We start from the raw sequence: 11,841 nt of genomic DNA on the forward strand, positions 1-11,841 counted from the left end.
CGCGCGGACACATACGCGTCACGCGGGAGTAGCTCAGTTGGTTAGAGCGCCGGCCTGTCACGCCGGAGGTCGCGGGTTCGAGCCCCGTCTCTCGCGCCATTTTTGGCAATATCTTCAAAAACTTAGTAGAACATCCTCAGCCTGCTTGACGACGACTGTGTCGAATCTCGCGCCTTGCGCTCGTCCGGGGCCGGCAGGAACGCGCGGATTGGCTTGAGAAATCATCCGAAAATGCCTCCCCCGTTGGCTGGCATAGTCAGTCCCATCCCGAATCGTCTAGGCCTTCGGAACTTGGCATTTTGGGAGCCCCGGCAAGCTTCCGCGCGACACCCGAGGAGGCCAGACATGGCGAAGAAGGCAGCTGCTCCAGCCACGATCACGCTCAAGCACCTCGCGGCCGACATCGCGGACAGCCAGGACCTGTCGAAGAAGCACGCCGAGGCCGTCCTGACCGACATGGTCGAGCTGATCACCAGGCACCTGAAGAAGGGCGACCGCGTCCGCATCGTCGGGCTCGGCATCCTCCAGGTCCGCAAGCGCGCGGCCCGCACCGGCCGCAATCCCGCTACCGGCGAGGCGATCCACATCAAGGCCAGCAAGAAGGTCGCGTTCCGCCCGGTCAAGGAACTGAAAGAGGCAATTTAGCCGGTCACGTTTCGTTAAGCCTGATCCGCGCTCGTTCCGGCCGCAACCTGGCCCGGTTTTCTGATATACTGGCTGCTTCCCCAAAGACCCGGCGGTTTGACCAGACATGTCCCTGACCTTCGCGCATACCGTGACCGAGCGCTTCCTGCGCTACGTCACCATCGACACCCAGTCCGATCCGAATTCCCCGGCTTCGCCATCGACCGAGAAGCAGAAGGATCTCGGCCGCGTCCTCGTCACCGAGCTGAAGGCCATTGGTATCACCGATGCCCATCTCGACGATTACGGCTACGTCTACGGCACGATCCCGGCCAACACCGACAAGAAGGTGCCGGTGATCTGTTTCTGCTCGCACATGGACACCTCGCCCGACGTCACCGGCAAGGACGTCAAGCCGCAGATGGTGAAGAACTATCGCGGCGGCGACATCACTTTGCCAGGCGATACGACCCAGGTGATCCGCTTCGCCGAGCATCCCGCGCTGAAGAACCAGATCGGCAACGACATCATCACCACCGACGGCACCACGCTGCTCGGGGCCGACAACAAGGCCGGCGTCGCCGAGATCATGGATGCCGCGTATTTCTTCATCAACAATCCGGATGTGAAGCACGGCACCATCAAGATCCTGTTCACGCCGGACGAAGAGATCGGCCGCGGCGTCGACAATGTCGACATCAAGAAATTGGGTGCCGAGTTCGGCTACACCATGGACGGCGAAAGCGCGGGCTCTGTCGAGGACGAGACGTTCTCGGCCGACGGCGCCACCATCACCATCACCGGCGTCAGCGCCCATCCGGGCTACGCCAAGGGCAAGATGGAGCACGCGATCAAGATCGCAGCCGCCATCGTCGAGCGGCTGCCCAAGGAAGGCTGCTCACCTGAAACCACGTCCGGCAAGCAGGGTTTCCTGCATCCGGTTGGCATCGAAGGCGCGCTGGAACAGGCAACCCTCGCCTTCATCGTGCGCGACTTCACCGAGGAAGGATTGAAGGAGAAGGAGGTCCTGCTCGAGGAGATCGTCAGGGACGTGATGAAGGATTATCCGCGCTCGACCTACAAGTTCGAGGTGCGGGAGCAGTACCGCAACATGAAGCAGGTGATCGACCGTCACCCGCACATCCTCGAATACGCCATCGAGGCGATCCGCCGCGCCGGCTTGCGCCCGATGCGCACCGCGATCCGCGGCGGCACCGACGGCTCGCGTCTCTCCTTCATGGGCCTGCCCTGCCCCAACATTTTTGCGGGCGAACATGCGTTCCACTCGCGGCTGGAATGGGTGAGCCGGCAGGACATGGAGAAGGCGGTGCAGACCATCGTCCACCTCGCCATGATCTGGGAGGAGAGGGCGTAGGGGCAGATCCGAGACGCTTAGCGCGTTCCGCCGCGCCCGGCGCTTGCCGTACGTCGGCCGCTGGATTGCCTTGGTGATCCTCCATGGGCGGCGCGAAACCGCCGGGGCGTTGAACCGGTCCAACGACCGAATGCGTGGGTAAAGGAACTGGTCTCGCGATAACCGAGCAACCAGGCGATCTGCGAGATCGGCAGCCCCTTCTCACTCAGATATCCTTTGGCCAAAGCGGCCCGCAACTCGTCGAGAAGCGCCGAAAAGGTCACACCCTCTGCCGCCAACGCACGTGCGAGCGTACGGCGGCTCATGCCGAGACGGCCGGAGATCTCGTCCACGTTTGCCCGGCCGTGAGGCAACACCTGGACGATCGCATCTTCCACGCGCCCGCGAAGGTTTGAGCTCGGAGAGATGCGTTTCCCCAACGCCTCATTGGCATAGGTCAGCAGCAGCCTGTTGAGGTATGCATCGGCATCGATCGACGGAATGGACGCCGCGGAAGCAGCGAATATGATCTCGTCGGCATTCGACCCAAACTCAACAGCGCAGCCCAGAAAAGCCAGAACGTCCGCAGGCACGTCGGAGCGGTGATGCCTCACCCTGATCCGGTCCGGCTTCAACCGATGACTGGTCAACCGCCGGCAGACGCGGATCAAGGCACCCAGCAAGAATTCAATCTGATGACGATCGGAGTGACGCTCGACGTCCACATAGTTGAGCACGATCGCAGTCGTGCGATTGAGATCAATGGCGATTTGAACTCCCTCATTGTTCAGCCGGCTGTAGCGGGCAACATTCCGAAGCGCGTCTACCAGGGACTCCGATGATGCCATGACGTAATACAGCAGCCCGATCTCGCGGAGATCGAAATCCTGCGCCAGATGGAAACCGAGAAAGTCGTCGTGCAACATCTCGGCGGCCAGATCCAACAGCTTGATCTGCGCATTCACGTCGAGACGGCAGCCGGGCTGATCGATGAGATCGAGAGTAAGCTCCGCCCTCGACACAAGTTCCGCGAGGTCTTTTCCCGCGCCGCGAACCCGATCGCACGCCAGTCGCGCGATCCCTCCGGTCGCACTGGGTATGGAGCTGATGCGGCTTGTGCGGTGCATGGCGGTGGCCGCGGCGTTCTGACCCAAAACAGCAAATAGTCGGCCCGCAATCGCAAGACGGGATTCCTACCCACTTCTACATCGCAACAGGGACGCTGGACCGATTCTGCGGGCGCAGATCGCCTTCGGCGTCATTTCACGCACGATCACCATTGCCAACCTTGATTTGGGTCAACGAAACTGGCCATGCCTCTCATACGCGAAACCGTGCAGCTGTTGGTTCAAGCGGCCGGTGCCTGCCATCTCCCCGACGATCGGCGCGGATTGCGGGATCGGGAATGGACGGCCCTGCGCTTTCTTGCACGCGCGAACAGATTTTCGAGAACGCCGACGGCGCTTGCCGATTATCTCGCCTCGACCCGGGCCACCGCAACACAGATCGTCAAGGCTCTCGTGGACAGGTCGCTCGTGGCCCGTAGACCTTCGCAACGTGACAAGCGATCGGTGGTGCTTTGCGTGACCCCGCAAGGCGAACGACTGCTTGCACAACACGATCCGACCAGCAGCATCGCGACCGCCGTCGCCGCGCTGGTCGCGGAGGACTGCCTGAAGCTGAGGAACTCGCTGGACACGATCGTGAAACGCATCGCTACGCTCCTCCCACGAGCCACCGCCGCCCCGTGCCGAGGCTGCGTCTTTCTCAGAGGGGACGCCACCGGCGCTCGCTCAGGAAGGGCACGCCCGACCGCCGAGTACCAGTGTCGACTTCATCGGGCTTCGATCACGGTTCAGGAAACTGCGCTTCTTTGCACGAGCTTCGAACCGTTGGACGACGACTGACACCAGTGGGCTTGGCCGAGCCTTAGTCCGGTCGCCACGGACAAAAGGAATCCGGAACTTTCCCAATCCGCGATTTCGGCGGGAAAGACCCTGCGAGGTGCGAATTCATCGCACAAGTCCCAAAAGACGAGATTGTGAGCGCAGAGGGCCTCAGCCGGTCAGCCCCGGACTGGGGCCTGTTCGCGTCTGGCCGAACCGCGACCCGCGCCTGGCGCCGCTTCCCGTCGCAAAGAAAGATGAAAATCTTTCGAACCGGGTGTAACCGGCGAGGCCGAACGGCCGAACTAAAGCCAAGTGGATATGAACTCACCGGAAACCGAGCTCAGGACGCTGATGCTCGCCAGCCAGGATGGCGACGCGGCGGCACACCGCGTGCTGCTTGAGCGACTGAGCCGGCATTTGCGCGCCTATTACAAGGGCAAGCTTGCGAGGATCGGCCGAGGTCCGACGGAAGCCGAAGATCTGGTTCAGGAGGCGGTGCTGGCGATCCACATCCAGCGCCACACCTACGACCCCAACGAGCCGTTCACCCCCTGGGTGCACGCGATCGCGCGCTACAAGCTGATCGATTTCCTGCGACGAAACCGGGCATCGGTTGCCGACGTGCCGATCGACGAAGCCAACGAAGTCACGGCGAATGACGATCACCTCAACGCCGAGAGCAGCTTTGATCTCAGGCGGTTGCTGAAGCTTCTTCCGAAGAAGATGCAATGCGCAATCGTGGCCGTGAAGCTCGATGGATTGAGCGTAGCTGAAGCGGCACGGCGATGCCGGACTTCGGAATCCGGCGTGAAGGTCAATATTCATCGGGGATTGAAGGCCTTGGCGGCTTTGATCGCACAGAGGGCGCAAACATGAAGACGGACGAGCTGATTACTGCACTCAGTGTGAACGTCGAGCCGGTCAATCGGCGGCTGGTCAACCGCAGCTTAGGCATTGCGCTCGCGACGGGAATAGCTGTCGCGATCGGCATGACGCTTGTTGCACTTGGCCTCCGAGTGGACCTGGCCACGCCGCGCGCCGTCATTTTTCTCTTCCTGAAGCTCGTGTTCGCGATCGGCACGGTAGGTGCGGCAGCGGTCTATTTGGCGCGGCTTGCGCGTCCTGGAGGGGAGCAGCGCATATCCCCAGGTCTCGCCGCGCTGCCATTTGTGGCGATCCTGCTGCTTGCTGCCGTCAGCCTGGGGCAGGCGCCGAGCTCACACTGGGACATGATGGTGATGGGCGACCAATGGCTCGAATGCCTCATCTCGATTCCGATCATCGCGATCGTCCCGTTTGCCGTCGTTATCTGGGCCGTGCGGCAGGCGGCCCCGACCAATCTGGTCCGTGCTGGCGCCTTTAGCGGACTCGTTGCCGGTGGGATGAGCGCGATGGGCTATGCGCTTCACTGCACCGACGACTCGCTGCCCTTTGTCGCGCTCTGGTATGGCGGCACGATCGTGCTCTGCACCCTCGCAGGCGCGATGTTGGGACCGCGGCTGTTGCGATGGTGAACACCCGGCTCACGTCAGCGTGAACCTGTAACCGCCGAGAGGCCGGCTCCGAACTCCTCATTAGAAGCGCAATGGATGCGTTTCGGAAAAATGATGGAGCCGGGACTATGTTGACGAAGAGCCTTCTCACAATCGCCGTTCTTGCCGCACTGTCCGCCAGCGCCCAGGCGGGATCGACCATTTCCGATCGGAGCTACTGGCCGAATGAGGCCAGGCAGGGCACACAATCCAATGCGTCGCAGCAGGGGCCGGTCTCAGCCTTCGCCTACGACCGCGCCCCCTCTGCACAGCCCGCGACATCGCCAACCGTCGGCGCGTCCGGATGGCGTTATCAGGGTGGCCCCAAGTCCCACTAAGAGGGTTAACCACCGGAAAGCCTTGCTCGCATAGTTGTGAACCAGGGGACTTTCCAGCATTGCCACCGTGTGAGAATGTCTCGCCATGATTGCTCGTCGCATCCTCAACCTCCTGCTCGCGGTCTTCGTGACCGCGGGGCTGATGGTTGCGCCGCTGGTGATACCGGCGGCAGCGGGATATCCGATGGCGGGCGACATGCAGATGTCGGATACGCAGGACATGTCAGCCGACATGCCGTGCTGCCCCGATCAGCAGAAAAGCAAGCAATGCCAGGACTGCCCTCTCATCGCGATCTGCATGTTGAAGGTCTTGCAGACTGGACCCGCGATTGCGATGGCAACGCGCAGTCCGCTTGCACTTGAGCTGTTCCGGCCGCTCGATGATATCATTGCTGACGGGCTCACCCGCCCTCCTCCCGACTATCCCCCTCGAACCCTGGTCTGACCGGCGCTCACGCGCCTGACGAAGGTGCGCGTCGGAACGGGCGTGCATCGCTGCCTGCCGTCTTGCTGCGCGTCCCATGTTGCGCGCGGTCCTGACGGCATCATCGGACCCATCGAGGAATTGAAATCATGAAGACGTCCAACCTCGCGCGCGCCGCCATGGCCGCGCTGATCGCCGCTGCTCTCACCGGCACAGCTCATGCCGAAATCAAGAACTACGAATTCCAGCTCGTTCAGCCGACCGTCAAGGCCGGCGCGGATCGCGTCGTGAAGGTGCGGTTGGTCGACAAGACCACCGGCAAGGCGGTGCCGGATGCGGTGATCTTTGCCAGCCGGCTCGACATGACGCCCGACGGCATGCAGGAGATGGCTACCAAGGTCACGCCGATGCCGGGCACCGAACCCGGCACCTACCGCTTCAAGGCCACATTCGGCATGGCCGGGCGCTGGCAGCTTTCGCTCGGCGCCAAGGTGCAGGGCGAAACCGGAACAGTCGAAAACAAGCTCGTCGTCACGGCCGAAAAATGACCCGCAACCGCCTTATCGGCGCTGCTGCTGCAATCCTCGCAGCGGCAGGCGCCGGGCTGTTCGCCAGGTATCCACATCTGACGGATCGCGCCATCATATCCGTGGCGAGGGCAGCGGATACGCCCGCCCCGCTCTATTATCAGGAGCCGGACGGCAAGCCATTCTATTCGCTAACCCCGAAGAAGACCGAGGACGGCCGCGACTATCGTGCCGTACCTGCGGGCGCGGACATAAGCTTCGACGGGTCCGACCAGCCCGCGGAGATGGCGGCGGTCGAGCACAAGGGTGATCGCAAGATCAAATATTATCGCAACCCGATGGGCCTGCCTGACATTTCGCCTGCGCCGAAGAAGGATTCGATGGGGATGGACTACATTCCCGTCTACGAGGGCGACGACAGTGACGACGGCTCGGTGAAACTGTCGCCTGGCAAGATCCAGCGCACCGGGGTCAAATCCGAGCCCGCCGAGCTGCGCCGCATCCACACACTGGTCCGCGCGCCCGGCACGATCCAGCTCGACGAGCGCCGCGTCTCGGTCGTCGCGATGCGAGCTGAAAGCTTTGTGCAGAAGGTCGCCGACGTCACCACCGGCAGCCGCGTGACCAAGGGCCAGCCGCTGATGGAGATCTACAGCTCCGCGGTAGCGTCTGCGGCAGCCGAATATCTCGCGACCATCACCTCGAAGACGACGGCCAGCATCGAACCCTATGGTCGCGGTTCGCGGCAGCGCCTGATCAATCTCGACGTTCCCGAGCCCGTCATTGCCGAGATGGAGAAAAGCCACACGGCGCCGGTCACCATCCAATGGTCGTCCCCGCGCGACGGCATCGTGCTCCAGCGCAATGCGATCGAGGGCATGCGCGCCCAGCCCGGCGACGTGCTGTTTCGGATCGCTGACATCGCGCTGGTGTGGGCCAATGTCGACGTGGCCGAGCGCGACCTCGGCAATGTCGCAGTCGGCCAACCTGTGAAAGTACAAGCACGCAGCTATCCTGGCCGGCAGTTCGAAGGCCGGATCAGTGTCATCTATCCGCAGCTGAACAGGGAGACGCGCACCGCTCGCGTGCGGATCGAGCTGGCCAACACCGACTCTGCGCTGCTTCCCGACATGTATGTCGATGCCGAGATCGATACCGGCAATCCGGCGTCAGTCGTCGCGGTGACCGAGAGCGCGGTGCTCGACACCGGCAGCAGGCAGGCCGTCCTCGTCGACAACGGCCAGGGCCGCTTCGAGCCGCGCGAGGTCAAGCTCGGCCGGCGCGGCGGCGGCTATGTCGAGATACGAGATGGTCTGGCCGAGGGCGAGGCGGTCGTCACCGCCGCCAATTTCCTAATCGACGCCGAAAGCAATCTGAAGGCCGCCCTGAAGGGCTTTGCCGAATCCGCCACCACGCAAGAGAGCGACAAGGCGATGGGAGCCAAGCCATGATCGCGCGCATCATCGCTTGGTCGGCGCGCAACCTGCTGCTGGTGCTGTTCGGCACCGGATTTGCCGCCGCAGCCGGGCTCTATGCACTGCTGCATTTGCCGCTGGACGCGATTCCGGATCTCTCCGACACGCAGGTCATCGTCTACACCGAATATCAGGGACAGGCGCCCCAGGTGATCGAAGACCAGGTCACCTATCCCCTCACCACCGCGATGCTGACGGTGCCGAAGTCGAAAGTCGTGCGCGGCTTCTCCTTCTTCGGCGTCTCCTTCGTCTACGTCATCTTCGAGGACGGCACCGACATCTACTGGGCCCGCTCGCGCGTGCTCGAATTCCTCAATGGCGCCGCCGCGCGACTGCCCGCCGGGGTCACGCCCACGATCGGCCCGGACGCCACCGGCGTCGGCTGGGTCTACCAATATGCGGTGATGTCCAGGGAGCTGAACCTCGCGGAGACGCGGACGATCCAGGACTGGAACCTGAAATTCGCACTCGCCAAGGCGGAAGGCGTGGCCGAGGTCGCAAGCGTCGGCGGCTTCGTCAGGCAGTACAACGTCATCCTGGATCCGCAGCGCATGCGCGATCTCGGCATCACCATGCAAAAGATGCGCGACGCCATCCGCGCCAGCAATGCCGATGTCGGCGGCCGCACCGTCGAGCTGTCCGAGTTCGAATATGTCATCCGCGGCAAGGGCTATCTCAGGAACATCGACGACCTCGGCAAAATCGTGCTGAAGGCCGACAACGGCACGCCGGTCAAGCTGCGCGACGTCGCCCGCGTCGAGCTCGGGCCGGACGAGCGACGCGGCATCACCGAACTCAATGGCGAAGGCGAAGTGGCAAGCGGAATCGTGCTCCAGCGCTTCGGCATGAACGCGCTCGACGTGATCGAGAACGTCAAGAAGCGGTTCAGGGAGATCGCGACCAGCCTGCCCAAATCGGTCGAGATCGTTCCGGTCTACGACCGCTCGAACCTGATCTACGCGGCGATCGACACGCTCCGGCACACGCTGTTCGAGGAGAGCATCGTGGTGGCACTGGTCTGCATCGTGTTCCTGCTGCATGTCCGCAGCGCACTCGTCGCCATCCTGATGCTTCCTGTCGGCGTGCTGATGGCTTTCGGGGCGATGAAGCTGCTCGGGATCGGCTCCAACATCATGAGCCTCGGCGGCATCGCGATCGCGATCGGCGCCATGATCGACGCTGCGATCGTCATGATCGAGAACGCGCACAAGCATCTCGAGCGCGCCGAGCCCGGCCGTTCGCGGGTGGCGATCCTGATCGAGGCCGCAGCCGAGGTCGGCCCGGCGTTGTTCTTCAGCCTGCTGATCATCACGGTGTCGTTCATGCCGATCTTCACGCTGGAATCGCAGGAGGGGCGGCTATTCAGCCCGCTCGCCTTCACCAAGACCTTTGCGATGGCGGCCGCGGCGCTGCTGTCGGTTACGCTGGTCCCAGCGCTGATGGTGATCTTCGTTCGCGGCAGGATCATCCCGGAGCACAAAAACCCGCTCAACCGCTTCCTGATCTGGATCTACCGGCCGGTTATCGCCGCGGTGCTGCGGGCCAGGATCGTCGTGATCCTGCTCGCGCTCGGCGTGCTCGCCGTCTCGATCTGGCCCGCACGTCAGCTCGGCTCCGAGTTCATGCCCAACCTCAACGAAGGCACCCTGCTCTACATGCCGACGACGCTGCCTGGCATTTCCGTGACCAAGGCTGCCGAGCTGATGCAGACCCAGGACCGCATCATCCGCTCGTTTCCCGAGGTCGCCTCGGTCTATGGCAAGGCCGGCCGCGCGGCGACCGCAACCGACCCGGCGCCGTCGGAGATGTTCGAGACCATCGTCAATCTCAAGCCGAAGGAAGAGTGGCGCGCGGGCGTGACGGTCGACAGCCTGATCGCCGAGATGGATAAGGCGCTCCAGTTTCCCGGTGTTTCCAATGCCTGGACCATGCCGATCAAGGCGCGCATCGACATGCTTTCGACCGGCATCCGCACGCCCGTTGGCGTCAAGGTCATGGGCACCGATCTCGCCGGGATCGACAAGCTTGCAAAACAGGTCGAGCAAGTGCTGAAGGCAGTGCCGGGCACTTCCTCGGCCTATGCCGAGCGAAGCCTCGGCGGCTACTACCTCGAGATCACGCCGGACCGCGAGGCGCTGTCACGCTACGGCATCATGATCCAGGACGTGCAGGACACGATCGCCACCGCGCTCGGCGGCCAGACCGTGACCACGACCGTGGAAGGCCGGCAGCGCTTCACCGTCAACATGCGTTATCCCCGCGACCTCCGCGACAATCCCAAGGCGATCACCAGCGACATCCTGGTGCCGATGCCGGGTGGTGGCGCCGTCCCCCTCGGCGAGGTCGCAAGCGTGACACCGGCGCGCGGGCCAACCTCGATCCGGACCGAGAACGGGCAGCTCGCCACCTACATCTATGTCGACATCCGCGACCGCGATCTCGGGGGCTACGTTGCGGACGCGCAACGCGCGGTGCAGGCAAGCATTCAGTTCCCACCGGGCTACTATGTGGTCTGGAGCGGACAGTACGAATATCTGGAGCGTGCGACCGCACGGCTGAAGATCGTGGTGCCGGTGACGCTGCTGATCATTTTCCTGCTGCTCTATCTCAACTTCCGCTCGATCACGGAGACCATGATCGTGATGTTGTCCCTGCCCTTCGCTCTCGTCGGCGGGCTGTGGCTGATGTGGTGGCTCGGCTTCAACCTGTCGGTCGCGGTCGCCGTCGGCTTCATCGCGCTCGCTGGTGTCGCGGCAGAGACCGGCGTGGTGATGCTGATCTATCTCAACCAGGCGCTCGCTGAAGCCAGGGCGAGCAGCGCACGCGCCGGTCGCGATCTCAGCCGCGACGACCTCAACGCCGCCATCATGGAAGGCGCCGTCGAACGCGTCCGTCCGAAGATGATGACGGTGGTTGCGATCATGGCCGGCCTGCTGCCGATCATGTGGAGCACGGGCACGGGGTCGGAGATCATGCAGCGTATCGCCGTCCCCATGATCGGCGGCATGATCTCCTCGACGCTGCTGACACTGATCGTGATCCCCGCGATCTTCGGGCTCGTGAAAGGCTTTGGGCTGCGTTCGGACACTGTTGCACCAGAGCAACTTCCGGAGGCTGCTGAATGAGGCTGCGGCGGCGCCGTGTTGCGAGCCGAGTGCAATAGCATCAACGCACGTGGCTGCGACGTTGAGTTCCCCACACGTAACATTATTGCGGGTCGACACCGTTCCGGTTGCCATGCTAGGGGCAGCTGACCTGACAGCAAGAGTGCATTCGTGGTCCTGAGCCGCCGCCCCCTGAGACGCAACCACCCGCGCAACTGGCGCGGGCTCTTGGCTGTGCTCGTTGCGGTGATGTACCTGCTGTCGGGCGCGCTGCATGGCGCGCACGACATCGATGTGACCAGCCCCACAGGTGGTTCAGAGATCGCCTCGATCCTCGATGACGGCGCGGCCGGCCACGGCGATCACAAGGCCATCGGTGGTCATCACTGCCACGGCTGCTTCTCCGTCGCCGTTGCACAGCCGCTGCAGTCCGAAACTGCGACCGACATCGTTGCCGCACCGGTCGTGCAGCGCGCACCTGCGCTGACCGGCATTGCGCCCGATACCGACTCCCGGCCCCCCAAACATCTGACCTGAACTGATCAGCCGGGCGCTGTGTGCGCCCACGATGCTT

11 protein-coding genes and 1 tRNA gene are annotated in these 11,841 nt (G+C 63.2%); 11 read left to right on the forward strand and 1 reads right to left on the reverse strand.

The window, feature by feature from the left end; all coding sequences use genetic code 11:
- The first annotated feature begins 22 nt into the window (after window positions 1-22).
- The 3 genes from FXB40_RS19010 to pepT all read left to right on the forward strand — a co-directional run bounded on the left by FXB40_RS19010 (window position 23) and on the right by pepT (window position 1,999).
- Window positions 23-99 (forward strand) — tRNA-Asp (locus tag FXB40_RS19010).
- 246 nt (window positions 100-345) lie between these two features.
- The gene (locus FXB40_RS19015) at window positions 346-645 is read left to right on the forward strand and encodes an HU family DNA-binding protein (protein WP_148773716.1); all 300 of its coding nucleotides are present in this window, start codon (window positions 346-348) and stop codon (window positions 643-645) included.
- A gap of 106 nt (window positions 646-751) precedes the next feature.
- On the forward strand, window positions 752-1,999 hold the full coding sequence (gene pepT / locus FXB40_RS19020) for a peptidase T (protein ID WP_148773717.1): 1,248 nt from the start codon (window positions 752-754) through the stop codon (window positions 1,997-1,999).
- 17 nt (window positions 2,000-2,016) lie between these two features.
- Here pepT and FXB40_RS19025 read toward each other — a convergent pair whose 3' ends face one another.
- A complete protein-coding gene (locus tag FXB40_RS19025) occupies window positions 2,017-3,105 on the reverse strand; it encodes an AraC family transcriptional regulator (RefSeq protein WP_148773718.1) in 1,089 nt (362 codons plus the stop codon).
- Window positions 3,106-3,291: 186 nt separating this feature from the next.
- On the opposite strand from FXB40_RS19025, the gene FXB40_RS19030 reads away from it, so the two are divergent.
- From FXB40_RS19030 to FXB40_RS19070, 8 genes are all read left to right on the forward strand, one after another.
- On the forward strand, window positions 3,292-3,885 hold the full coding sequence (locus FXB40_RS19030) for a MarR family winged helix-turn-helix transcriptional regulator (protein ID WP_148773719.1): 594 nt from the start codon (window positions 3,292-3,294) through the stop codon (window positions 3,883-3,885).
- A 300-nt stretch (window positions 3,886-4,185) separates the two neighbouring features.
- Entirely contained in the window at window positions 4,186-4,743 is a 558-nt protein-coding gene (locus tag FXB40_RS19035; RefSeq protein ID WP_187436977.1) for a sigma-70 family RNA polymerase sigma factor, read from the forward strand.
- Complete coding sequence (locus FXB40_RS19040) at window positions 4,740-5,381, forward strand: NrsF family protein (protein ID WP_148773721.1); 642 nt, start codon at window positions 4,740-4,742, stop codon at window positions 5,379-5,381. The genes FXB40_RS19035 and FXB40_RS19040 overlap by 4 nt, the downstream gene beginning before the upstream one ends.
- A 441-nt stretch (window positions 5,382-5,822) precedes the next feature.
- Window positions 5,823-6,182, forward strand: coding sequence for a hypothetical protein (locus FXB40_RS19050; RefSeq protein ID WP_148773723.1), 360 nt, complete (start codon window positions 5,823-5,825; stop codon window positions 6,180-6,182).
- A gap of 128 nt (window positions 6,183-6,310) precedes the next feature.
- The gene (locus FXB40_RS19055) at window positions 6,311-6,709 is read left to right on the forward strand and encodes a FixH family protein (protein ID WP_148773724.1); all 399 of its coding nucleotides are present in this window, start codon (window positions 6,311-6,313) and stop codon (window positions 6,707-6,709) included.
- A complete protein-coding gene (locus FXB40_RS19060; protein WP_148773725.1) occupies window positions 6,706-8,139 on the forward strand; it encodes an efflux RND transporter periplasmic adaptor subunit in 1,434 nt (477 codons plus the stop codon). Before FXB40_RS19055 ends, FXB40_RS19060 begins: the two co-directional genes overlap by 4 nt.
- On the forward strand, window positions 8,136-11,288 hold the full coding sequence (locus tag FXB40_RS19065; RefSeq protein WP_148773726.1) for an efflux RND transporter permease subunit: 3,153 nt from the start codon (window positions 8,136-8,138) through the stop codon (window positions 11,286-11,288). The genes FXB40_RS19060 and FXB40_RS19065 overlap by 4 nt, the downstream gene beginning before the upstream one ends.
- 150 nt (window positions 11,289-11,438) lie before the next feature.
- Window positions 11,439-11,804: a hypothetical protein gene (locus tag FXB40_RS19070; protein WP_148773727.1), complete on the forward strand. Its 366-nt coding sequence runs from the start codon at window positions 11,439-11,441 to the stop codon at window positions 11,802-11,804.
- Window positions 11,805-11,841: the final 37 nt, after the last annotated feature.

The sequence above is a fragment of the Bradyrhizobium rifense genome, assembly GCF_008123425.1.
In the GTDB taxonomy this organism is placed as follows: Bacteria; Pseudomonadota; Alphaproteobacteria; order Rhizobiales; family Xanthobacteraceae; genus Bradyrhizobium; species Bradyrhizobium rifense.

What these genes read in the sequence shown, in the direction of transcription:
- FXB40_RS19015 (WP_148773716.1), top strand. Translation starts at nt 346, where the DNA reads ATGGCGAAGAAGGCAGCTGCTCCAGCCACGATCACGCTCAAGCACCTC.
- pepT (WP_148773717.1), top strand. Translation starts at nt 752, where the DNA reads ATGTCCCTGACCTTCGCGCATACCGTGACCGAGCGCTTCCTGCGCTAC.
- FXB40_RS19025 (WP_148773718.1), bottom strand. Translation starts at nt 3,105, where the DNA reads ATGCACCGCACAAGCCGCATCAGCTCCATACCCAGTGCGACCGGAGGG.
- FXB40_RS19030 (WP_148773719.1), top strand. Translation starts at nt 3,292, where the DNA reads ATGCCTCTCATACGCGAAACCGTGCAGCTGTTGGTTCAAGCGGCCGGT.
- FXB40_RS19035 (WP_187436977.1), top strand. Translation starts at nt 4,186, where the DNA reads ATGAACTCACCGGAAACCGAGCTCAGGACGCTGATGCTCGCCAGCCAG.
- FXB40_RS19040 (WP_148773721.1), top strand. Translation starts at nt 4,740, where the DNA reads ATGAAGACGGACGAGCTGATTACTGCACTCAGTGTGAACGTCGAGCCG.
- FXB40_RS19050 (WP_148773723.1), top strand. Translation starts at nt 5,823, where the DNA reads ATGATTGCTCGTCGCATCCTCAACCTCCTGCTCGCGGTCTTCGTGACC.
- FXB40_RS19055 (WP_148773724.1), top strand. Translation starts at nt 6,311, where the DNA reads ATGAAGACGTCCAACCTCGCGCGCGCCGCCATGGCCGCGCTGATCGCC.
- FXB40_RS19060 (WP_148773725.1), top strand. Translation starts at nt 6,706, where the DNA reads ATGACCCGCAACCGCCTTATCGGCGCTGCTGCTGCAATCCTCGCAGCG.
- FXB40_RS19065 (WP_148773726.1), top strand. Translation starts at nt 8,136, where the DNA reads ATGATCGCGCGCATCATCGCTTGGTCGGCGCGCAACCTGCTGCTGGTG.